Source organism: Alistipes sp. An116, from assembly GCF_002161005.1.
GTDB lineage: Bacteria > Bacteroidota > Bacteroidia > Bacteroidales > Rikenellaceae > Alistipes > Alistipes megaguti.
Genome location: NZ_NFLR01000002.1, coordinates 60183 through 84607, shown reverse-complemented (window position 1 = coordinate 84607; position 24425 = coordinate 60183). Strand labels below are relative to the sequence as shown.

At 62.7% G+C, this 24425-nt stretch carries 13 protein-coding genes; 3 read left to right on the top strand and 10 right to left on the bottom strand.

Annotated elements, in window-relative coordinates; all coding sequences use genetic code 11:
* Positions 1–3 precede the first annotated feature (3 nt).
* The 3 genes from B5E60_RS01610 to B5E60_RS01600 form a co-directional block, all read right to left on the bottom strand.
* Positions 4–1650 (bottom strand): Tat pathway signal sequence, encoded by a 1647-nt coding sequence (locus tag B5E60_RS01610; protein ID WP_087309148.1) that lies wholly within the window; start codon positions 1648–1650, stop codon positions 4–6.
* Between the two features lie 88 nt (positions 1651–1738).
* Positions 1739–3412 (bottom strand): sulfatase family protein, encoded by a 1674-nt coding sequence (locus B5E60_RS01605; RefSeq protein ID WP_087309301.1) that lies wholly within the window; start codon positions 3410–3412, stop codon positions 1739–1741.
* Between the two features lie 178 nt (positions 3413–3590).
* A complete protein-coding gene (locus B5E60_RS01600; protein ID WP_087309147.1) occupies positions 3591–5015 on the bottom strand; it encodes a sulfatase family protein in 1425 nt (474 codons plus the stop codon).
* 404 nt (positions 5016–5419) lie between these two features.
* On the opposite strand from B5E60_RS01600, the gene hepC (B5E60_RS01590) reads away from it, so the two are divergent.
* The 3 genes from hepC (B5E60_RS01590) to B5E60_RS01580 are packed head-to-tail and all read left to right on the top strand — an operon-like array spanning position 5420 to position 10595.
* Positions 5420–7390, top strand: a complete 1971-nt coding sequence (gene hepC, locus B5E60_RS01590) for a heparin-sulfate lyase HepC (RefSeq protein WP_087309145.1) — start codon at positions 5420–5422, stop codon at positions 7388–7390.
* Between the two features lie 57 nt (positions 7391–7447).
* Complete coding sequence (hepC, locus tag B5E60_RS01585) at positions 7448–9448, top strand: heparin-sulfate lyase HepC (RefSeq protein ID WP_087309144.1); 2001 nt, start codon at positions 7448–7450, stop codon at positions 9446–9448.
* A 10-nt stretch (positions 9449–9458) separates the two neighbouring features.
* Positions 9459–10595, top strand: a complete 1137-nt coding sequence (locus B5E60_RS01580; RefSeq protein WP_087309143.1) for a heparin lyase I family protein — start codon at positions 9459–9461, stop codon at positions 10593–10595.
* A 336-nt stretch (positions 10596–10931) separates the two neighbouring features.
* Here the strand turns inward: B5E60_RS01580 and B5E60_RS01575 are convergent, their stop codons facing one another.
* The 7 genes from B5E60_RS01575 to B5E60_RS01545 form a co-directional block, all read right to left on the bottom strand.
* Entirely contained in the window at positions 10932–12575 is a 1644-nt protein-coding gene (locus B5E60_RS01575) for a RagB/SusD family nutrient uptake outer membrane protein (RefSeq protein ID WP_087309142.1), read from the bottom strand.
* A 14-nt stretch (positions 12576–12589) separates the two neighbouring features.
* A complete protein-coding gene (locus B5E60_RS01570) occupies positions 12590–15748 on the bottom strand; it encodes a SusC/RagA family TonB-linked outer membrane protein (protein ID WP_087309141.1) in 3159 nt (1052 codons plus the stop codon).
* Between the two features lie 18 nt (positions 15749–15766).
* Positions 15767–17875 (bottom strand): surface glycan-binding family protein, encoded by a 2109-nt coding sequence (locus B5E60_RS01565; protein WP_087309140.1) that lies wholly within the window; start codon positions 17873–17875, stop codon positions 15767–15769.
* Positions 17876–17896: 21 nt separating this feature from the next.
* On the bottom strand, positions 17897–20851 hold the full coding sequence (gene hepC, locus B5E60_RS01560) for a heparin-sulfate lyase HepC (RefSeq protein WP_087309139.1): 2955 nt from the start codon (positions 20849–20851) through the stop codon (positions 17897–17899).
* A gap of 28 nt (positions 20852–20879) precedes the next feature.
* The gene (locus B5E60_RS01555; RefSeq protein ID WP_087309138.1) at positions 20880–22076 is read right to left on the bottom strand and encodes a glycoside hydrolase family 88 protein; all 1197 of its coding nucleotides are present in this window, start codon (positions 22074–22076) and stop codon (positions 20880–20882) included.
* 589 nt (positions 22077–22665) lie between these two features.
* A complete protein-coding gene (locus B5E60_RS01550) occupies positions 22666–23481 on the bottom strand; it encodes an SDR family oxidoreductase (protein ID WP_087309137.1) in 816 nt (271 codons plus the stop codon).
* Positions 23482–23497: 16 nt separating this feature from the next.
* The gene (locus B5E60_RS01545) at positions 23498–24283 is read right to left on the bottom strand and encodes an MBL fold metallo-hydrolase (protein ID WP_087309300.1); all 786 of its coding nucleotides are present in this window, start codon (positions 24281–24283) and stop codon (positions 23498–23500) included.
* Positions 24284–24425 lie beyond the last annotated feature (142 nt).

Genomic DNA, 24425 nt, shown 5'->3' with positions numbered 1-24425 from the left:
CTCCTAAGCTCTCTCCACCCAGATCGGCGACGACCAGCCCCACTGTCCGTCGCGCTGGCGAACCCGTACGTAATAGTAGTCCGTATCGCGCTGCGGCTCCTTGTCGACCATGCGGTGGCCGACGCAGAAGGCTGCCTCGGGCTGCGCCCGTTCGAACTGGATCGCCTCCGAAAGCCATCCCCGCAGGAAGTGGGCACGCGCCCCTTCGAGCAGTTCGCCGATCGTGTGTTCGTAGCGCTGGCCGTTGAACTCCGCCACGAGGCACGCCGTGCGCGGAGCCGTCAGGTCGAGCACCACGCCCTGCATGGCCGGCGTCATGACGTTGGGATTCTTCGTCGAGTAGAGGTCCAGCACCACGTTGTGCGCATCGTGCTCCAGAACGCGGTTGACCCGCGTGTGGAACTCCGTCTCGCCGGGCTGCGGCGAGGTGAAGGCCGCCCCGCGGAAGCAGGTCTGCAGATCGTCGATCGTTCCGCCGTCGAGCGACAGCCGGCCCGTCCAGTGGACATACTCCTCCTCGCGGTTCCAGCCGAAGTTGACCTTCACCTTCGTGCGGATCACCTCGTCCGATGGGGCCGCCGCACGGTACGGACCGTTGAGACGCGCCACGCACTGTCCGTTCTTGATCAGATCGACATAGTCGATGGCGTTCTGCGCCTCGACATTGAGGTAGATCTCGCGGCGTGAGGCGCGGATGACGTCACCCGGCATCCCGCTGTTGATGCGGAAGTCGATCTTGATCTTGTCGCCCGTCACGCCGCAGACGTGCCGCTGCCCCATCGCCTTCCACAGCGTCTCACGCTCCAGCGACGGGGCGTAGACACCGATGCGGCCGTCGCCGTAGCTGCCCGGATAGCCGGCATGCTGGTCCGTCGAGCACATCAGTCCGAACTTGTGGCCCTGCTCCAGTCCGTAGAGGATCGAGCCCTCCCAGACGCGCGGCCCCATGTCGTGCAGGTAGTCGTAGTCGCCCGTGTCACTCTCGGCCAGGCCGTGGCGCGAAAACATCTCGACGAACGGCGTCTGCGGATCGTTGTCCGGGAAAGCCGCCCAGTTGTAGCCGCGGAACCCCGTCTGGTAGCCCATGTGGTGGGGTGTCACGTAGCAGGCATAGCCGCGCAGCTTCTCCTTCAGATCGGGCACCGACGTGCACTCGACCAGCGGCACGTCGAAGTCGCGGAACAGCGCCACGTGGTCACCGTGCTCCATGCTGTGGCACTCGTAGGAGACGAACGTCAGGAATTTGCCCGGGCGGTTGGCCGCCTCGATCATCCGCCGGTACTTCTCGTAGCCGCCGGCACGCAGCCGCCGGAAAGCCGCCGTGTGGTAGCCGATGACCCAGTTCAGCCGCGGGTCGTTCTCACCCGGAATGTCGGGCCACATGGCATGGGGCGTCACCGAGACAAAGTCCAGCTGCTGCTCGGCCGCCGCCAGGGCATCCGACAGATCGCCGTGGCCGTAGGTCACGTTGCAGTGGTTGTGTACGTCGCCCCAGAAGACCTTCAGGTCGCGGAGCGAAGGGAATCCTCCCTTCACGTCGTCGGGAAGCGACTCCGCATCGCCCAGATGCGAGCAGCCCGGCAGCGCATTGACCGCCGCCAGACCCAACAGGGTCCATCCCGAAGTTTTCAGAAATTCTCGTCTGTCCATATCGTTGCAGTTTGGGGTCCGGACCCGGCCGCGTGAAGCTACGGTGGATCCGACTCTGGTTATCGGATGAAATCGGTCGCCCGGCCGGTTATTTCAGTTGGTCGGCGCCCCGGAAAAATTCGTATTCGCGTTCGCAGGGATCCGTATCGCCGCATTCGCGCTGCAGCTCCTCGAGCTGCACGTGGAGCCCACGGCGCACCTCGGCGTAGGCCGGATCGTCGTAGACGCTGTGCATCTCGTGCGGATCGCGCTTCAGGTCGTACATCTCCCACTCGTCGACGTCGTTGTAGAAGTGGATCAACTTGTAGTCGGCCGTGCGGATGCCGTAGTGGCGCTTGACGGAGTGCCACGACGGGTATTCGTAATAGTGGTAGTAGACCCCCGTACGCCACCCTTCGGGTGCCTCGCCGCCCGAGGCGAGCACCCCGCGCAGCGAACGTCCCTGCATGTCGTCGGGAACCGCCAGCCCCGCCAGATCGACGAACGTCGGCGCCAGGTCGATGTTCATGGCCAGCGCCCGGCTCCGCGTCCCGGCCCCGACCATCGGCGGATAGCGCACCAGCAGCGGCGTGCGCTGGCACTCCTCGTACATGAAGCGCTTGTCGAACCAGCCGTGCTCTCCGAGGAAGAAGCCCTGGTCCGAGGTGTAGACGATGATCGTGTTGTCGAGTTCGCCGATCTTTTCGAGGTAGTCGAGCAGGCGCCCCACGTTCTCGTCGACGGCCTGGATCACCGCGCAGTAGTCCCTCATGTACTGCTGGTACTTCCAGCGCGTCAACTCGTCGGGCGTGGCCGTCTTCCGCAGACGTTTGTACTCGGCAATGCGCGGGGCATAGGCCTCGTTCCAGCGCGCCTTCTCTTCGTCGGTCATGCGGTTGTAGGCCGCCTGGTACTGCATGACGCTGCTCCGCCAGTCGTTGGCCCGCGCAACGTCGTCCCGGTTGGCATCGCCCGTGCTCTCGAGCTCGTAGGAGCGCGACAGCTCCTCGGGGGTCATCAGCTTCAGATCCCACTCGGGCCACATGTCACGCCCGATCTCCATGGCCTGCTCCCGGGCGGCTCGGCCCCGGCCCGCATAGTCGTCCAGCAGGTTGAAGGGCTCGGGATAGACCCGCGAGTCGTTGATCCCCAGGTGGCGCTGTGCCGGCATCCAGTTGCGGTGCGGCGCCTTGTGGTAGTAGAGCATGGCAAAGGGCCGCGAGGGATCGCGGTGTTCGAGGAACGAGATGGCCTTGTCGGTGATGATGTCCGTCACGTAACCCTTCTCGACACGGTTCTCGCCGTTCTCGATGAACTGCGGAGCATAGTATTCGCCCTGTCCCACGAGGATGCTCCAGAAGTCGAAGCCCTGCGGATCGGAATTGAGGTGCCACTTGCCAATCATCGCCGTCTGGTAGCCCGCCTCGTGCAGCAGCTTGGGAAAGGTCTGTTGGTCGCCGTCGAAGGTGCGCGAATTGTCCGTGAAGCCGTTCACGTGGCTGTACTTGCCCGTCAGGATGCAGGCCCGCGAGGGACCCGAAATGGCGTTCGAGACAAAGCAGTTCTCGAAGAGCATCCCCTCGCGGGCCAGGCGGTCCAGATTCGGGGTCTCGACCAGCAGGCTCCCGTAGCAGCTCATGGCCTGGGCCGTGTGGTCGTCGGTCATCATCACAAGGATGTTGGGGCGCTTGGGCTGCCCCTCGCTGCAACCTGCCAGGGCCGTCAGCGTCAGCGGAAGCGCGGCGTATCGGGCGCCGCTCCGCAAGGTTTCGAGGTTTTTCATAAGGTGGTGATTCCGGTCAACAGTGATGGATTCGTGGATTCGGTTCGTAAGAGCGATTTCGGAATGGCCGGCGGGATTTTCCGGGCGGCCGGGACGGTTCGGGCGGCCGGCGGGAACGTCGGGCGGCATCGGAGTAATTCGGGCGGCCGGCGGGAACGTCGGGCGGCCGGGCCTGGGGTCAATCCGCCGTTCCGGCCTCCCCGGCATAGGGGCGCAGATTGCGGATCAGACGCTGTTCGCCGATCCGGACTCCCCACTCATAGAGCGCTTTGCGCATGCGGCCCAGTTCGTCGGCATAGCGCCGGTCGACGGCCAGATTAACCATCTCGCCCGGATCCTGCTGCAGATCGTACAACGCCTCGCGGTTGCGGCCCCACTGGTAGAGGACATATTTGTAACGCGCTCCGACAAGGCTCCAGCCCCGCATGCCGACCCCCGAGAGCAGCGTCTCGACAAAGACGCCGTCGTGGAGCGTCGCCGAACGCCCCTCGGCCACCGGGCGCAGACTCCGGCCCCGGTAGCGTTCGGGGTCCAGCTCCACACCGGCATAGTCGCAAAGCGTGGCGTAGAGGTCCAGCCCGACGTTCGACAGCGCCTCGCGGTTGACCACACCCCGCGGTCCGCATCCCTTCGGTGTCTTGACGATCAGCGGCACGTTGATGACCTCCTCCTGCAGGTTCCACTTCTGGTTCCAGCCGTGAGCCGCCACGCCGTCGCCGTGATCCGAGAGGAAGAGGATCAGCGCATCGTCGTAGAGTCCGCGACGCTTCAGCACCTCGACGATCCGCCCCACCTCGCGGTCGGCCCGCTCGACAAAGCGGTAATAGGCATAGAGGTAGCGGCGCCAGTCATCCTCGGTGAAGGTGTAGGTATCGTGGTAGCGCGGCGAGGCCGTGCGTTCGAGCGTCAGCGCCTCGGCCGCATAGGTCGACGGGCGGAAATTGGCCGGCAGATTGGGACACTCCTCCGTCGCGAAGGGGGCCAGTTCGCCATACTGCAGCGTCTCGTGGCGGCCGTATTCGCAGATCTCGTGGGGATTGAGCAGCGAGGCCACCAGCAGAAGCGGGCGGCGGCCGTCATACCCGGCCAGCGCCTCGTCGCACGCCGCAGCCAGCATCGGGTCACCCATCCGGGCAATGCGGCGGAAACCCGTCCCCGAATCGGGCAGGTTGACCTCCGGAACGTGCCACTTCCCGGCGTAGAGACACTCGTAGCCCGCCGCCGAGAGTCGATGGCCGATCCCCTCGCGCAGGGCCTCGGCCGAGGGACGCACGCTGTTGTCGGTGGCCCCCGTCTCGAAGGGCATCCGCCCCGTGATGAGCGAGGCGCGGCAGGGTCCGCTCAGCGGATAGGGACAATAGGCCCGGGTGAAGCGCACGCCGTCGGCCGCCAGCGCATCCATCGCCGGGGTCTCGACCCACGGATTGCCGGCACACGACAGCGCGCCGGCCGTCTGCTGGTCGGTCATGATGACGATGATATTCGGGCGGCGATCGGCCTCACGGGCCGGTTTGGGTTCGGGAGCCGGGGCGGCGGCTGCGGAGGCTGCGGAGGCCAGTGCGGCGAACGAGGCCGTCAACAGGGAGGGATTCACGAGGTTCATGGGCGGTTTCGGGTTATCGATTGGTCGGGTCGACCGGCATTGGCGGCGGCAGGCCGCATGCCGATCTTTCCGAATACAAAGTTAACGGAATCCCGCTTTCGCGGGCGCCGCGTTTGTTGCCAAAATCCCGAATCGTGTGCAAAAGCCTTTCGATTTTGTAGAATCCGATCTCACTTTTGTCCCAAAAGCACCCTCCATGGGGCTCCGCAGAGCCAGATTCGACAAATTCCGCATCCGATTGCACAAAACTGAAAGCGCTTTGCAGAATTTCCGCCGAGGTTTGCGAGATTCTGATAAACGAGCTCCGCACTTTGTCGTATCTTTGTTCTTGGGGCGGGCCGGTCTCCGACATCCGGACCGTGGCCCCAACCCCGACAACCGAAACCACGAAAACTGCCATACCCATGAAAAACCGCCAACTGCTCCTCCCGCTGCTGGGACTGCTCGCCCTGGGGACAAGCCTCCCCGCCGGAGCCCGCGCCGCCGCCGAAGCTGTCCGGACCGCCGACACGACAGTCTTTGCGCTGCTGGACCTCTCGCGTCCGGGACTCGAACGCGTCGACAGCCTCCATGCCGCAGGCAATGACCCGGAAGCCGCCCGGGCCCTGCTCGCCTACTACCGTTCGCGCACGGGAGTCCGATGCCCCGAGGTCAACCTCGACTCGGTGACCATCTCTCCCGACGAGCAGCGCTGGGCCGACGAGGCTTTCGAACACCGCTTCTTCGTCCACACGGGCTACCAGCCCTCGTTCTTCTACGGCGACGACATCGACTGGCAGTACTGGCCCGTGCGCGACAACGAGCTCCGCTGGCAGCTGCACCGCATGAAATGGTGGGTCCCCATGGGCAAGGCCTACCGCCTCTCGGGCGACGAACGCTACGCCAAGGAATGGTGTGCGGAGTATCTCGACTGGATCCGCAAGAACCCCCTCGGGCCGTACGATGAAAGCTCGATCGGCGACTGGAACGAGGCCGACAACGTCTACTTCGCCTGGCGGCCCCTTGAGGTGAGCGACCGGCTGGAGTTCCAGATCCATCAGTTCCTCTACTTCCTGCCAGCCAAGGCCTTCGACGGCGAATTCCTGCTGCAGTTCCTGCGAAACTACCACCGTCACGCCCAGCATATCCTCGGCCACTTCTCCGCCTCGGGCAACCACCTGTTGTTCCAGGCCCAGCGGCTGCTCTTCGCCGGAGCCTTCTTCCCCGAATTCCGCGATGCCGCCCACTGGCGCTCGACCGGCGTCGGAATCCTCAACCGCGAGATCGAAAAGCAGGTCTACGACGACGGCATGCAGTACGAACTCGATCCGCACTACCACCTGGAGTCGATCAACATCTTCTTCAAGGCGCTGCGGATGATGGACGCCAACGGTTACCGCGGCGAATTCCCGGCCTCGTATCTGGCTACCGTCGAGCGGATGATCGACGTCCACCTCAACTGCCTCTACCCCGACTATACCACCCCGCTCTTCAGCGACAACCGCGAACAGGACAAGGCCCATCTGCTCGCCTCCTATGCCGAATGGCTCGAGGTCTTTCCCGACAACGACTTCATCCGCTACTGCGCCACCCGGGGTCGCCAGGGCGCCCGCCCCGACTACCTCTCGCGGGCCTTCCGCACGTCGGGATTCTACGTCCTGCGCAACGGCTGGGACACGGAGTCCACGGTGATGATCCTCAAGGCCGGTCCCCCGGCCTTCTGGCACTGCCAGCCCGACAACGGCACCTTTGAACTCTGGCACCGCGGCCGCAACTTCTTCCCCGATTCGGGCTGCTACGTCTACGCCGGCGACAAGGAGGTCAACGACCAGCGCGCCTGGTTCCGCCAGACCCGCGTGCACAACACCCTGACGCTCGACGGCCGCAACCTCGAGACGACCGACTCGAAATGCCTCCGCTGGGAGACGGACGGTCCGACCGACCGTCTCTCGGTCGAAAACCCCTCCTACGAGGGACTCACCCACCGCCGCACGGTGTGGTTCGTCGATCGGCGCTTCTTCGTCATCGAGGACCGCGCCGAAGGCCCGGCAGCCGGTCGCGTGATGCTCCACTGGAACCTGGCCGAGGGCAATCCCGCAGCCGACGCGGCGACGAGTACCGTGGCAACCCGCTACGACGACGGCAACAACCTGCTGATGAAGGTATTCGGAGCCGAAGAGTTGGAGCCGCAGGAGGGCTGGGTGTCGTACCGCTACCGCGAACGCAGCCCGCGGCCGGCCTACGTCTTCACGCACGGAAAAAAGGCCGGTGAGACGGTGCGCATGGTCACCGTGCTGCTGCCCGTCACCGAAGCCGATGGCCACCGCATTGAACTCGCCGAACGCCGCAACGGCCTGCAGGTGAAGATCGACGGCCGGCGATACAAACTGAAATAATGGCGATACAAGCTGAAACAACACGAAACAACGATAACCGAAAACAGAAAAACCGACATGAAACGAATCCTGATGGCGCTGTGCGCCCTGTTGGCAATCGGCACGACGGCCCTGGCCGGCGAGGTTCCGACTCTCGGCGACGAAAAGTCGCTCTACGACCTGCTGGACCTCGACCGTCCCGAACTCAAGGCCGTGAAGAAGGCCGTCTCGAAGGGCAACTTCGAGGCTGCCGACAAGGAGCTGCTCAAGTACTACCGCACGCGCAAACCCGTCGCCCTGTTCGGACTCGACCTCCAGAACGTCAAGGTCAGCAAACTCGAACAGCGCCAGGCCGACGAGGCCCTCGAACACAAGTTCTATGCCCACAAGGGCTATCAGCCGTCGTTCTTCTACGGCGACGATATCAACTGGCGATACTGGCCCGTCAAGGACAACGAACTCCGCTGGCAGCTCCACCGCCACTACTGGTTCATCCCGCTGGCCAAGTGCTACTACGTGACCCACGACAACCGCTACATCGACGCCTGGATCGACCAGTACACCGACTGGGTGAAGAAGAATCCGCTCGACGGCGTCGAACGGCTCCGGGCCGCCGGTGCCTCCGAGGAGGAGATCGCCGCCGAACGCGAGAACGTCCGCTTTGCGTGGCGTCCGATGGAGGCCGGACGACGGCTGCAGGATCTGCTCACCGAATTTGCCCTGACCATCCAGTCGCCGCGCTTCACGCCCCAGTTCCTGAACCTCTTCCTGCGCACCTACCGCCAACATGCCGACCATATCCTGAACAACTACTCCAAACAGGGCAACCACCTGCTCTTCGAGGCGCAGCGCATGTTGTTTGCCGGCATCTACTTCCCCGAATTCCGCGAGGCCGCCGAGTGGCGCCGCAGCGGCATCGAGATCCTCAACCGCGAAATCGGCGTGCAGGTCTACCCCGACGGCATGCAGTTCGAACTCGACTTCGGATACCACATCGCCGCCATCGACATCTTCCTCAAGGCGTTGGGCATGGCCCGTCAGAACGGATTCGAGGAGGAGTTCCCGGCCAGCTACACGGAGACCGTCCACCGGATGACCACCGTGACGTGGAACCTCCTCTTCCCCGACTACTCGAACCCGATGTTCGGCGACACGAAGAGCCACGACAAATCCTCGCTGCTCAAGCAGTTCCGCAGCTGGAGCCGCGTCTTCGCCGACGACCGCCAACTCGAATGGTTCGCCTGGGAGGGCAACCGCGGATCGCGTCCCGACTACACCTCGCAGGAGTTTCCGCAGTCGGGATTCTACGTCCTGCGCACCGGCTGGGATCCGCAGGCCACCGTCACCGTCGTCAAGGCCGGCCCCCCGGCCTTCTGGCACAACCAGCCCGACAACGGCACCTTCGACTACTGGCACCGCGGCCGCAACTTCTTCCCCGATTCGGGCAGTTACGTCTACGGCGGCGACAGCGCCGTGCTGGCCCAGCGCAACTGGTTCCGCCAGACCCGCGTCCACAACACCCTGACGCTCGACAACCGCAACCTCGAGGTCACCGATTCGAAGCGGCTTCTGTGGAAAACGTCGCCCGAGCAGACCGTGCTGGTGACCGAAAACCCCTCCTATGAGGGGCTCACCCACCGCCGGGCCTTCTTCGCCACGCAGGACGGCCTGCTCGTCATCGTCGACATGGCCCGCGGCGAGGCGGCCGGAACCGTCGGCGTGCACTTCAACCTCTGCCCCGGCGAGGTCTCCTTCGCCAAGGACGGAACGCTCCGCACACTGTTCGACGACGCGAACAACATCCGCATCAAAAGCACGGGCTGCAAACCCCTTCGCATCCAGCAGGAGGAGGGTTGGGTATCGTCGGCCTACCGCAAGAAGGAGCAGCGCCCGGCCTATGTCGTCGAGATGGAGAAGGCGGCCGGCGAGGAGCTCTGGGTGGTCACCGTCATCACGCCCGAAGACCAGGAGCGGAGCGGGTCGATCGCCATCGTCCCCGACCGCAGCTCGACGGCCGACCGCTTCCAGGTGGCCGTACGTGTCGGAGCCCGCACCTACGATTTCCGATACGAACTCTGACCCTCGGACCATGAAGACACACTGGATTGCAGGACTGCTGCTGGCCGCTTCACCGGCGGCAGCCCAAACCCCGGGGCTGGAGTCCATTCCCGATCGGGTCAACGTTCAGGCCGATTCGGCCCGCATGGAGCAGGTGATCGACGGCCAGTGGGTCGCCGTCGGGATCCGCAAGGAGGGAACGCTGTGCCGCGACTTCACCCGTCCCTACGCCGGGAAACCCTCGTTCCGTTTCACACTCGGCGTGGAGGACAACACCCTCAAGGGGTATGCCCCGGGCGAGACGAAGGGTCGCTCGGAACTCTCCTACTGCTACGCTACGGCGGCCGATTTTGCCGCCCTGCCCCCCGAGGAGTACGTCGATGCCCAGAAGATGAAGACCGTCTACCACCACGGCAAGGGAATCTGTCCGCAGGGCTCCTCGTGGCGCTACACCTTCGCCGTCTACATCCCTTCGGAACTCGACAGCCAGGTCTCGACGATCTTCGCCCAATGGCACGGAATGCCCGACCGTACGCTCGTCACGGCACCCGACGGCCGCGTCATGAAGCTCCCCGTGCGGGAGTTCATCGCCATGAGCGACACAACGGTCATCAGGAAGGAGAAGGTCTATCGCGCCGTCGCCTCGACCGACCGTCGGGGACGCCCCGTCATGCGCGCCGGAGAGCCCACGGGCTGGAAGGTCGAACAGGGAGGCTATCCCCCGCTGGCCTTCGGATTCTCCGGCGGGTGGTTCTACGTCAAGGCCAACTCCGACCGCCGCTGGTTCTCGGACAAGGACGACCGCTGCAACGCCGACCCCGCCAAAGCCGAGGTCATGCAGCCCGTCTGCTCGGAGTACAAGTGCTCGACGATCGCCTGCAAGATGCCCTTTGCGGAGTTTCCGAAGGATTGCTGGGTGGAGTTCACCGTCGAGATCGACTGGACGCGCTACGGCGGTGAGGCGGAGACGATCGTCTCACCCGGGCGTCTCGACATCGAGATGCGCTGCGACGGCCGCACGCGCAAACTGGTCGACAACCGCGAGATCCTCATCGGCCGCAACGACGAGGCCGGCTACTACTTCAAGTACGGCATCTACCGCGTGGCGGGCAGCACCGTTCCCGTGAGCTACAACCTTGCCGGATTCACCCAGCAGCCGCTCGACTGATCCCGCCTCCCGCGACCTGCACACCCCAAGCCCCGACCGTCCGACGTCGGGGCTTTTCTCATGCCCGGGAAGCAGCGCCCAGCCTCTAAACCGGCCCCACAATGCCGCCCCCGAAGCCAACCGGTGATGCCCGGGATGAGGAGGTAGAAGATGCGTCCGGCATCAGTAGGGAAACAGGTAATGTCGGGCGGATGGGAACGGGTTCGCCGGGCGGATGGGAACAGGTTCGCCGGCGGGAAACGGGTTCTGCCGGATGCCGTCAGGCTCGAAAATCACAAAAAAATCCCGGTCGGAGTGATTCCGACCGGGATTTTCCGTTTCTCCTGAACGGACGGGCTATTCACCCCATCCGGGATTCTGCTTGCACTGCGTCATCAGGTCCAGATCCCGCTGCGGGATGGGCAGCAGTTCGTGACGACCCTCGATCGTAAAGCGGGCCACCGTGTAGTTCGCATTCGAGAACCAGTTGACCAGCTCCTGGGCCGTATTGCGGATCGTCTGATAGTAGATGCCCCAGCGGATCAGATCCTGCTTGCGGTGACCCTCGAAGCAGAGCTCGTAGGCACGCTCCTTGCGGATCGCCTCGCGCAGCGCCTCACGCGAAAGACCGTACGAAAGATCGTGGTCCGAATCCCCGAAACCGCGCCGACGTACCGCATTGACCGCATCCACCGCATCGACAATCGATCCGCCCGACTCGTTCAGCGCCTCGGCAAACAGCAGCAGCACGTCCGAATAACGAAGGATGTACCAGTTGATACACGACTTGTCGTTATTGACCATGTAGTTGGCCGAGTTGACATACTTCTCCGTATCCCACTTGGCCGGCGTATAGAGCTGACGCTGCTTGTTGAGATTGTCCTCCGTCGGGTTGGTCACCGTCGAGATATAGGTGACGGGGCCGTCGCCCTTCGACGAATCGTACTTGTAGTCGGCAATCGACAGCGCCATGCGCGGGTCGTTGTGCGTCTCCCACTCGCGCGTGAAGGTGTAGACCACCTTCCAGTTGGCGGCATTGCGCCCGCGCTGTCCCTCGACCGCGTCGGCCACCACACCGTTCCACTTGCCGATACGGCCGGCCGTCTGGTCGCTGTCCAGGCTCGTCGGCGAGTAGAACGATACCTCGATCAGACTCTCGCCCGCATCCCAGATGCCGTTGCACGTGTTGCTCCACACGGTCTCGTAGTCGGGAATCAGGCGGTGCTTGCCCGACTCGATCACCTGACGCGCCACCTTCGCCGCCTCGGCCCACTTCGACTCGTCACGCACCGGATAGCCGGCCCACGTGCAGTAGACCTTCGCCAGCAGACCCAGCGCCGCACCCTTCGACATGCGGTAGGCGTTCGACGAGCGTTTCGTGTCGTCGACGGCCCACGGCAGAACCTCGGCCGCATACTTCAGATCCGACTCAATGAAGGCGTAGACATCCTTCGGATCGGCCTGCACGTACTCCGTGGCCGGCAGGCTCGACTGCTCCGTCGAGGTGATCAGCACGATATTCCCGTACCAGCGAACCAACTCGAAGTAGAACAGCGCCCGCAGCGCATGCGCCTCGCCCAGGTAGATGGTCGCCAGCTCACGGTTGGACGAGCTCCACGAACCCATGCGCGCCGAAACGGTCTCGATGAAGTCGTTGGCCTCGTAGATCGACGAGTAGAGTTTCTGCCACGTCTGCATGATCTGCGACGTGGAGGGGTTGTGCGAATTGGTCGGGATCTCGCGGAACGACGTCGTCGCACTGCCCTCGCACTGCGCGATGTCCGACGAGATGGTGAACAGCAGCGACAGGTGGTACGAATACATGTACTCGTTGGCCAGATCCTTGTAGATACCCATCAGCACCGTCTCGGCCTCCTCGGCATTGTTCACGTAGTTGTTCTTGCCGACCTCCACGTACGACTCCTCCTCCAGCAGATCGGAGCACGACACCGCAAACATCAGGCCCAGGGCCGACAAACCGTATATTAAGATCTTTTTCATAGTTCGTTTGCTTTTTAGAAGGACAGGTCAAGACCCATCGTATATACTTTGCTGCGCGGATAGGCGCCCCAGTCGAACGACGGCGTCATCGGGTTCGAGGCCCGCATGTTCACCTCCGGATCGTAGCCCGAGTAGCCCGTCACCACGAAGAGGTTCTGCGCCGTGAAGTAGATGCGCAGCTTCGAGACGTAGAACTTCCGCGTCCAGTGCTGCGGCAGCGTGTAACCCACCGTGAGGTTCTTCAGTCGCAGGAACGATCCGTCCTCGACGAAGCGCGAGTAGAGCTCGTTCTTCACGTAGCCGTCCCAGCGCGGAACGCTGTTCGAGGCGTTGGTCGCCGTCCAGCGGTCGGCCACCTCGGCCATCATGTTCGAACGCTGGTCCTGCGTCTGCGAGGTGTACATGCGCGTGGCGTTGTAGACGTCGTTGCCGTAGTTGAACTGGAACATGAAGCTCAGGTCGATACCCTTGTAGGAGAAGGTGTTGGTGATACCTCCGTACCACTTCGGCGTACCGTTGCCGATCACCGTGCGGTCGTTCGTCGTGATCTTGCCGTCGCCGTCCACATCCTTGTACTTCACCACGCCGGGGCCGAACGTGCCGCTCGTGTAGTGCTCCGACATGTCGGGCACGCCCGCACGCAGGCGCGTCTCACCCGTGGCGGCGTCCACCTCGAAATCCGACGACTGGTAGACCCCGTCGAAGACATAACCGTAGATCAGACCCAGCGACTGACCCACCTGCGCCATGTAGTCGTAACCCGTGTAGTCGCTGTTCCAGCTGGCGGCCGTGTACATCGTCCGGGCGCCGTCGGCCAGCGCCCGCAGCTCGTTGCGGATGAACGAGATGTTGAAGTCCGTCGTCCAGCGGAAGCCGCTCTTCGAAGCGATGTTCGTCGAGTTGATCGCCAGCTCGAGACCCTTGTTGCGGATCTTGCCCACGTTCTGCCACTGCGACCCGAAGCCCGAAACATAGGCCTTGTTGGCCGCCATCAGCAGATCCTTCGTATCCTTGAGGAAGAGGTCGGCCGTGATGTTCAGCCGGTTGCGGAACAGACCCAGATCCAGACCGACGTTCGTACTCTGCGAAGCCTCCCACTTGAGGTCCTCGTTGGGCAGCTGCTTGGGCGAGAGCACCGTGATGAGGCTGTTGCCGTAGCCGTACTTGTTCTGCGTATAGAGCGTCAGCGAGAGGTAGTTCGTGATGCGGTCGTTACCCACGACGCCCCAGCCGGCACGCAGCTTGAGGTTCGAGATCACCTCCTGCTTCTTCATGAAGGGCTCCTCCGAGATGCGCCATGCCGCCGAGAACGACGGGAAGTAACCCCACTTGTTGTTCTTCGAGAAGACCGTCGAACCGTCGGCTCGGATCGTCGCCGTGAAGAGGTAGCGGTCCTTGTAGCTGTAGTTGCCGCGGGCGAAGAACGAGACGAGCAGGTTGTCCGAACGCGACGAGGTCACCTGGCTCGGCGTGGCGCCCAGCCCGAGGTTGTCGTTGCCCAGGTTGTCGAACGGGAAGTCGGTCGCCTGTCCCATCAGATACTCCGTCCCGCGGAACGAGGTCTCCTGACCCAGCATCACGTCAAAGGCGTGGCCGTTCTTCTTATTATATTTGTAGGTCAGGTAGTTGAAGTTCGTCCAGCGCACGTCGCGCGTCATCTGCGTCGAGCCGTAGGGGGTCTGGCCGTTGCGGTAGGCCTCCTTCGATCCGTCGTAGTAGAACAGGTAGTTACGCGTGTTGGTCGTGTTGTACGATCCGGCCATGCGGAAGCTCCACCCCTTGCCGAAGTTGAAGTTCAGCGCCAGGTTGCCGCCCCACATCTCCGCCTTCTTGGTGTTGGTCACCGACTCGGCCTGCTTGATGGGGTTCACCTGCGAGAGCGACTCCGACGACTCGAGCTCCAGCGGGTCGATCGCCGAGTTGAGCAGCTCCTCGTCGGTCATCCGCAGACCGCCCGTCGGACGGTACCGCAGAATCTGACCCAGCATGTTGAAACGGCCGTTGTCGCCCGACGTTCCCGCACCGCGCTTGTCCGTGAAGGCGTAGTTGACCGTGGCATCGATCGAGAGCAGCTTCGAGATCTTGTGGGTCACGCGCATCTTGGCCGTGATCTTGTTGAAGGCACTGTTCCTGAAGATACCGTTCTCAAGGAAGTCCGAGAACGAGAAGGCATACTTCGTCTTGTCCGAACCGCCCGACACCGAGACGTTGTGATCCTGCGACCAGGTGGGCTGGAAGGTCTCGCCCTGCCAGTCAATGCCCGCTACGCCGATGTAGTCGTCCAGCGTCTGGTAACGATAGGGAACCCCGTTGCTGTCGTTGCCCGACTTGTAGTAGGTGTCGCCGAACTTGTCGGGCCACGCCTCGGTCTGCAGCCGCACGAACTCGTAGGGCGTCAGCAGATCGAGCGTCCGCGAGATGTGGCGGTAGCTGGCCGATCCGTTGTAGGTCACCACCGGACGTCCCACCTTACCCGACTTGGTCGTCACCATCACCACGCCGTTCGCGGCGCGCGATCCGTAGATGGCCGACGACGAGGCATCCTTCAGCACCTCGATCGAGGCGATGTCCGAGTTCGAGAGGTAGTCGATGTTGTCAACCTGGAAGCCGTCGACGATGTAGAGCGGCGTCGTCTCACCGTTCACCGAGCCGACACCGCGGATCTTGATGTCGAAGCCCGCACCCGGCGTACCGTCCGTCGCCGTAATCTGCACACCGGCGATCTGGCCGCCCAGCGCCTCCATGACCGATCCCGACTTGAAGCCCTCGACATCCTTGGCCGAGACCGAGGCGATGGCTCCCGTCAGGTCGCTGCGCTTCTGGGCGCCGTAACCCACCACGACCACCTCGTCCATCACGTTGGTTTCGGGTTCGAGTTTGACGTCGATGACCGTCTGCGTGTTCACGGTCACCTCCTGCTGCTTGTAGCCCAGGTAGGAGAAGACCAGCACGGCTCCCTTCTTCACCGAGAGCGTGTAGGTGCCCTTCAGGTCCGTCGAGACGCCCTGCGTCGTGCCCTTCACCACGACGTTGGCTCCGATGGCCGGCTGGTTGTTCTCGTCGGTCACCTTGCCCGTTATCTTGTTCTGGGCCGTGGCCGCGAAGACCACCGTCAGGGCCAGGAGGGTCAATACCCCCCGCAGCCCGAATGCCCGGTTCAATATATGTTTCATAGGTTTCATTCCGTTAGGTTAAAATTTCTCGTCGAACCAGATCCAGATCGGGAAGACCTGCGAACCGTTGCTCACATTGCCCGAATTGCCGTCCGTGACGAAGGTCATCTGACCGATCATCGCTCCGTTGGCGGCCACACCGTTGCCATCGACCCACTTGTTCGGGTTGACAACCAGCGCCTTCGTCGTGGGATCGACGTAGCACAGCGCCGAGCTCAGCCGCGAGGTGTTCGAATAGTAGGAGACGGGATCCTTCGAACCCGTGTTGACCGTGGCGCTGCCGATGCTCGTGTAGTAGGAGCTCCAGACGCTGTTCATGAACGATCCGGCAGTCGAAGGCTGTCCGTCGGTGTGCGGACCGGCAAAGTTGTAATAGTTGAACGTACGACGGTAGTCGATCGCAAAGAGCGACGGGTCGACGCCCTCGACGGTCGGAGCGGCCGACGTGCCGCCCGTACGCGGGTTCACCTGGAAGACGAACGGCGTATAGTGGATCGTCACGCCGTCTACGGCCTGGATGAACGAGAAGAAGACCGGAACCGTCACCGAGGTCTCGCCGACCTGGCCCTTGCCGGCCGTCGCCGTCACCAGAATCAGGCCGCCGTTGTTGGCCTTGAAGCCCTTGGGCGAGATGACACCCGTCTGCGAGTCGATGAGCGTGCCCGAGCACTGATGCTTGATCGCGATCGACCACGTCAGCTGCGTACCCGGTTTGGCATCGGTCGTCGGGGTGAGCTGCAGCGACGTCAGATCGCCCGACGTCGGGCAGCGGAACTGGCTGGCGTAGTTCTCCGCCGGCGTCAGACCCAGATTATTGCCGTAGCTGATCGTCGTGAAGTAGTAGGGATTCTCGCCCACGGTCAGTCGGAGCGTGGTCTCGGCCTGTCCCTTCAGGTTGGAGGCCACCACCGGAATCTCATACTCGCCCAGCGGAATCGAATGGCCCTTGGTCGCCGAAACGGCACCCGTTGCCTGGTCGATCGTCAGCTGGCCCTCGACGGCTGCCGGAAGCGTTCCGAAGGCGAAGACCGCCTCGTCGCCGACGAAGCCGCTCCGCTTCTCGGCCTTGAATTCGCCGCCCTGGATCGCCTCAACGGGATCGTAGGCAAAGGTCGAGGCGTCGATGGGTTCGATATAGTCGACAACCGTCAGCGTGTAGGCGCCGTCGAAATCCGTCGAGCCAAAGCTGTTGGTCACCGTCAGGTCCACCGTATAGACCGCACCGACCTGCAGGTTGTTGCCCTCGTCGACCGAAATGACACCCGTCGCCGGATCGATCTTGATCAGATCCGTCTCCGGACTCCCCTCGCCCGGGCGGACCTGGCGGATGGCCCATGCCACCTCGTCGGGCGAACCCTTCAGCGTCGGCGTCGTGCCGAGGAAGGACAACCCGGCCTCAATGCGGCCGGACGACGTGGGATAGCTCACCGAAAGCGGTTCGCTCGTGATGCGGCCCGTCAGCAGGCTCTCGTAGGTCATCTCGCCGGCATAGGTCTTCACCGTGATCGGCAGCGGGTAGTTGCCCGGCATCACCTCGCCCTTGAAGTCGGCGTTGAGCGTCACCTCACCAGCCAGCGAGATCGCGAAGTACTCCGCGCCCTCGGGCTGGACCAGACTGTAGCTCTGGATCGATACGGATTCACCCACGGGCGTCACCGTCACCTTGGCCTCGCTGGTCTCCAGTTCGGCATAGGGAATCTCCAGCGTCGGGGAGCTGAGCTCCAGCGCCTCAGGCGTGGCCGGCGACATGTGTACCGTGAAGATGTCCTTGAACGTATGGCGGACGCCGCCCGAAAGGCACGAAACGGTCAGTTTGTAGACCCCCGGCTCGAGATTCTCCGTATGGGTGATCGAGACCACACCCGTCGTCGAGTTGATCGCGAAGCTCTCGCTCGTGATCACCGCATCATTGAGGGTGATGGCCGTGATGGCAAACTCCGACGGCGTGGGGCCGTACCACGTCGGCGCATCCGAATTGAAGAGCATCGAAGGACCGATGTCGACGATCGACGCATAGTAGAGATCCAGACCGCCGTCCGACGTCTCATCCTCTCCGCAGGCCGTAAAGGCCGCCGCGCCCAACAGTCCGAACACGGCAAGACAGATATTTCGAAACAGTGATTTCATATTCGTTTTGCAGTTTTAGGTTTACAGCGTATACGACAGGTTGTAGGTCTTGCCGTCGATGCGAACCGAGATCGAGGCCCCCGAGGCCGACCATTCGCCCAGGTCGCTCTCGAAGCCCTTCACGGCCGAGGCATCCGTCGTCGGATAGAGCACCGTCACGTAACGAACCGCCTCGTCCGAAGCGCTCTTCGTCACGTCGAGCTGATAGGCCTTGCGAGCGGTCTCCTTGTAGGTGGAGGTCACGACGTTGTAGGCCACGAAGCCCTGCTTCTCGGCGAAGGTCATCACCTTGTCCGAAACGCTCCGCACGTAGAGGTTGTTGCCGTCGCCGAAGGCCGTGTGGAAACCACCCTCCGACGAATCGAGCACCACCTGCGAATCGTCGCCCGGCGTCACGTTGAAATTCAGGTTGACCGTACCCTCGGCCAAGCCGTAGCCCTCGTCGAGGATCACGTAGAACTTGTTGTCGACCAGGAAGATCGAGCGCCGGTGGGTCAGCCCCGTGTACGAGGGGTTCTCCAGCACCAGCACCTCGTAGGCATACGACGAGGTCGATTTCGACTCCTGCTTGAGCATGCGGCCGTCGCTCGCCACATTCTTACCGTCGAGCGTCAGCGTATTGTGAGCCGTTGTGGCGCCATAGCGCGAACGGATGGCGTTCGTCTCCGACGATCCGCCGTAGGAACCGGCGCCCGAATCGGGGAAGAAATTGCGACCCTTGGCCCAGAGTTCGAAGGTGTTGTTGTCCGACTGGCGGTGCCACTGCTCCGAGGGGCCGTCGGGCGTGTTCTGCAGCACCATCATCAGGTCCTGCATCGTCCAGCCCGTACGCATCACGTAGTAGCCGCCGTCGGGGAACGTCACGACATTCGTCGTGGGTTGCGTCCCCTGCGCCCCCTCGGTGGCCAGCCACGTCAGCCCGGCATTGTCGGGGAAGAGCGTCATGTAGTTCTTCAGATTGCGCGTCAGCACGCTCTTGGTCCACGACGCGGCCCGCGTATCGGCCATGTTGGGCACCGAATAGTCCGGGTAGATCATGTTCATCACCACATCGGTCATCTTGCGCATCGACGACACGAAATTCGACGGGAAGTAGCTCTCACCGCCGTTGAGCTGCGCCACGAGCAGCGACGAACGGAAATCCTCGATGCCCGAAATGTGGTACGAAAGGTCGCCGTCCTTGAGCCAGCCGTCGTTGAAATACTGCGCCGTAACCTGCTGTCCGAGCACGCCCGGACCGTTCGTCCGCCACGTTGCGGCATTCTTCAGCTCGGGGAAGAGCATGCCCGCGAAGGTCACCGCCTGGGCCTGCGTGATCAGATGGTTCGACGTCGTGGAGTAGTTCTTCATGATATGGTTCACCTGCTCGTCGAGGTGCTTGAGCACGGTCGAAAGCCACTCGGCCGTCACAGTCTCCGAATTCTGGTAGTACTCCAGCAGCCCGCACTGGTCGATCACCCGCGCCGCAACGTCCAGCGGTCGCCACGACCACCCCGCATTGCGATACTCCGCAGGCAGATTCTCGGGATAGACCGTATAGTCGAGATCCACGTCGGGTTTGGGGTTCTGACGCAGCCAGTCGCCGTAGACCTCCATCCAGTTCGCCACGTAACGCTCGTCGTGCGTCGCATTGTAGGCCTTGCCCTGCAGGATCATCCACTGGTGGCGGTGCAGCTGGTAGCGGTGCTCCTGCTCCTTCGTGGGCCAGATCGTCCAGTCGATGCCCGTCCCCTCCGCATTCAGGTAGGAATAGGGAACGTTCGACCCGGCCGACGCATCGAAATAGTTCTTCACATAGAAGCGGTAGCCGTTTTCACGGAAGGCGTAGTCGGCCCACGACTTCTCGGTATCCGTAGCCTTGTCGCTCTCGATCTTCACGTTGGGATTCAGACCGTGGGTGCGCGTGCGGTAGTAGTTGAGCAGCTCCTGCAGGGCCAGACGGTAGTCTCCGGCGGCATAGGCGGCCGAAACTTTCGACAATCCGCCGTACGAAAGATCCAGCAGATTGAGAATCGAGATGTCGACGCCGTCGTTCATCGCCTGCGAACCGCTCTTGACCCACTCGGCCGCCTGCTTCATCTCGGGGAAAATCGTACCGGCCCGCCATACGGCATAGGACTCCTGGGCCAGCTCCTCCCCGTTCTCCGAGTAGTGGTTCATCACGTGGCCGGCCTGCTCGACCAGATTCGACAGGTAGGAGGCGAGCATCTGCGGCGTGAAGGCGGTCGACTGCATGAAATAGTAGATCAGGTCGCACTGATCGGCCAGACGGTACGACACGTCGATCGGACGCCAGGCGTAGAGCGCCTCACGCACCTCCTCGGGCTGGCTCGAAGGATCGGCATTGAAATCGTAGTCGCCAGCCGGAAGCGGGAAGGTCTCCAGCCAGCTCTCGTAGACCGACATCCACGACGTGACGTAGTTTTCGTCGAGCGTCGTGCGGTAGGCCTTGCCCTGCGGGATCATCCATTGCAGGCGGTGCAGGCGGAAGCGCTCCTCGGTTTCGGCCGTTGCGCGTTTGGTCCAGTCGAGTTTGCTGCCCGTCTGGTAGGAGTAGGGACGGTCGCCGTCGGCATAGCCGTCGACCCAGAAGCGGTAGCCGTCCTGCGCATCTCCCGTGACGGGAAGCGCCCAGTCGGCCCGGGCCTGCTCCTCGGCCGTGATCGACGGCGCAATCAGGTTGACGTTGGCATTGACCTGCGTCCGCGTACGGAAATAGTTCAGCAGAGCCTGCGCGGCCAGATAGTACTGATCCGACTCGTAGTAGGCCTTCACGGAGGCCAGTTCCGGAAGATCCAGATTCAACGCCTCGAAAACGCGTGCATCAATCACGCTGTTGCCGGGAATCGTCGAATCGGTCGTCTCCGAACCGCTGCCGTCATCGGTGCCCCGGATTTCGTCGCCCAGACACCCCGTCAGAAGGGCCGTCGAGATCACGAGACCATACAGCGAGATCTTCGTAAAGATTCGTTTCATAGGTTATTGGTTTTAGGGTTTTTACGCTTTAAAGCTCCCGGGGCGACACGCCCCGCAGCGACAGATAGCGGCCGATGGCCTCCAGATAGTAGTAGTCCGCATAGTTGAGCGGCGTGTCGATCTCGCTGTGGGCCGGCAGGTGGCCGACGCTGTGGCGGAGGATAAAGCCGCCGTTGGTCCCCTTCTCGGCCAGGTAGGCATCCGACGAGAGGCTCATCAGTATCCGCTCGGCACGCTCGAAGTAGCTGCGCCCCTCCTCCTCGGGAACCAGCGTCGAGAGTTCGAAGAGCGCCGAGGCGATCACCGCCGCGGCCGAAGCATCGCGCGGAGCATCGGGAATGTCCGGCGCATCGTAGTCCCAGTAGGGAATCAGGTCGGCCGGCGTGCGGGGATGGTTCATGATGAACGAGGCGATCCGACGGGCGTGGTCCAGATACTTCGTGTCGCCCGTCTCGCGATAGCACATCGTATAGCCGTAGAGGCCCCACCCCTGGCCGCGGGCCCAGGCCGACGAATCGGAGTAGCCCTGGAACGTACCGCGGCTCTCGACCGTGCCGTCGTCGTTGTAGCTCACCACGTGGTACGAACTGCCGTCCTCGCGGAAGTGGTTCTGCATCGTGAGGTCGGCATGGCAGACGGCCACGTTGCGGTATTTCGGATCGCCCGTGTGCTTCGAGGCCCAGAAGAGCATCTCGAGATTCATCATGTTGTCGATGATCACCGGGTAGTTCCACTCGCCGAAGTCCCACGAGCGGATCAGACCGACGGTCGAGTCGCAGCGCGAAATGAGGCTGTTGGCCGCCTCGACAATCACCTCGGCCGAATGGGCGTCGTGAAGCGTCTGCTGCTGCTGTCCGTAGCTGCAGAAGACCATGAAGCCCAGATCGTGCGTACCCTTATAATATTGTATGCCCTCGAGCCGTGCGGTGAATTTCTCGGCCTCGGCGCGCAGATGTTCGTCGCCCGTCAGACGGTAGGCTTCCCACAGCGTCCCGGGATAGAAACCGCTGGTCCAGTCCTTGGCGTCCACGACCTTGAATTTCGGCATCAGCGAGCGCGGAAATCCCGGCAGCGAATCGAACTCCGCCGACGAAAGTTCGAGTTGCGAACGGGCCACGTCGATGGCATGCTTCACGCTCTCGAGTTTGGGATCGGGGCCCGCACCGCAGGAGCCCAGCACAAGAAGGGAAAAAAGTCCCGGAATCAGGAGGAGGTTTTTTCTCATGAATGGTTCAGGTTTTTGTGTTCAGGTTGTTTTCGGTATACAAAAGTACCGATAAGCTTCCGGAGAGACCCCGAGAATTGAAGAATTGATTTTCAAAACCGCTCAAATAACCTTTGATTTTGTCCAGCACGATATTGATTTTGTTCAAAACAGGCCCCAGAGGCTCTTCTCGCGCAGGTCCGGAGATTGGACAATTTCAAGGTTCCACCAGCGCCGGAAAACTCCGCCGCATCCGGAGACCGGAGGTTGCAACGCCCCGAAGCCTTCGGTCCGGGGGGGGCTAGGGCGGAAAGAGATGGATCCCGGAGTGAAAAGGCATGAGGCCCGAGAAGGAAGGCATGGGCGCCAAAGCGGGAAGACAAGGGCGTCGGGGCAGAAAGGCATGGGCATCGGGACGGAGAGGCAAGGGCGTCGGAACAGAAAGGCATGGGCGTCGGAACAGAACGACAAGAGCGTCGGGGCGGAAAAGCAGGAGGCAGGGAAAGGAAGGCATGAGGCAAGCAATCCCGTCTCCGGCAGGCGGAAAGGCAACAAACGAGAGGGGCCTTCTCACCGAGAAGGCCCCTCTGTGGCGGCTTCGGCCGCTACGCTACTTGAGCGGCGAATCCGGCTCGCGCGACATCACCAGATAGAACATCCGGTCAAGGAATGCCGGAGCGAATTTCTTCACGAAATGCGTCGCACGCCCCTCGATCTCCATCAGACACAACCGTTTGCGGCGCACAATGCCGCGACCGACGATGCGGGCCACCTCTTCGGCCGTCATCATCTTCGACTCGTCGCGCGGCGTCTCACCCTGCTGCGCCCCATGGGCCGTCAGCGCCGAGAAGCGCACGTTCGAGGCCGTGAAGCCCGGGCAGGCGATCATCACGTGGAGCCCCTTTTTCAGATTCTCGATGCGCAGCGTCTCCAGAAAGCCCGTCATGGCGTATTTCGACGCCGAATAGCCCGTACGTCCCGGCAGTCCGTGCAGCCCGGCCACGGACGAGATGCCGACAATCGAGCCCTTCGTCGCCTGCAGGTAGGGCAAGGCGTACTTGCAGCAGTTGACCGTGCCCCAGAAGTTGACATCCATCAGACGGTGGAGCACCTCCAGGTCGACGTCGTCGAAGAGCGCCCGCATCGAGATGCCGGCGTTGCAGATCAGCACGTCCAGCCGTCCGAACTCCCGGATGGCCGTCTCGATCAGCGCCCGGCACTCCTCGGGCTTCGTCACGTCGACGCCGCACCAGGCCGCCGCTCCGCCCTGCGAGCGGATCTCGTCGGCCAGCCGGCGGAGTTTGTCCTCGCTCCGGGCCCCGAGCACCACCCGGGCCCCCTGGACCGCATATACCTTGGCCATCGCCTCGCCGATGCCCGACGAGGCTCCCGTGATGACAATCACGCGATCTTTCAATGTCTTCATAGCGTATTTTCGTGTTTCAATCTTCGATCTCGACCTCCAGCGTATCGCAGGCCATCCGGACACCCGCGGGGAGCTTCGGCTCCGTCTCGGCCTGCAGCCCGATGTCGTGGGACATGTGCGTGAGCCATGCCCGACGGGGTTCGACGCGGCGGATCAGCGACAGCGCCTCGGCCACGTTGAAGTGCGAGTAGTGCTCCTTGAAGCGCAGGGCGTTGACCACCAGCGTATCCACCCCGCGAAGCTTCTCCACCTCCCGATCCTCGATCGTCTTGAAATCCGTCAGGTAGGCCAGCGGCCCGATGCGGTAGCCCGTCACGGTGAAGCGTTCGGAGTGGTGTCCCGAGACGGGGACGATCTCCACCCCCTTCACCGTAAAGGGGCGCGTGACGTCGATCTCGTGGAGCTCGATCTCGGGGACGCCGCGGTACTTGTCCTGTGCAAAGGCATAGTCGAAATCCTTGCGCACACAGGCCAGCGTCCGCGGCGAGGCGTAGATGTCGACCCGATGGATCGTCGGCGGATAGTCGACGAAATTGAAGGCCCGCACGTCGTCCAGACCGCCGATATGGTCCTTGTGTTCGTGCGTAAGCAGGATGCCGTCGAGGTGGCTCACCCCCGTGCGGAGCATCTGGTAGCGGAAATCGGGTCCCGCGTCGATCACCAGCCGCACACCGTGCGTCTCGACCATGGCCGAGGTCCGCAGACGGTGATCGCGCCGGTCGGGCGACGTGCAGACCCGGCAGCGGCATCCGATCACAGGCACGCCCTGTGAGGTTCCGGTTCCCAGAAAAGTGAGCTTCATGTCGGCAAAGGTAAGCATTTTCGGGCAAACCGCCGCATGCCCGGCCCGCAAAATCGCGATGCACGGAATCGGACCGAAACTCCGAAAAAGGACTTGCAGAAACAGTATTTATTTAGTAAGTTTACAAACTCGAAATCAAACC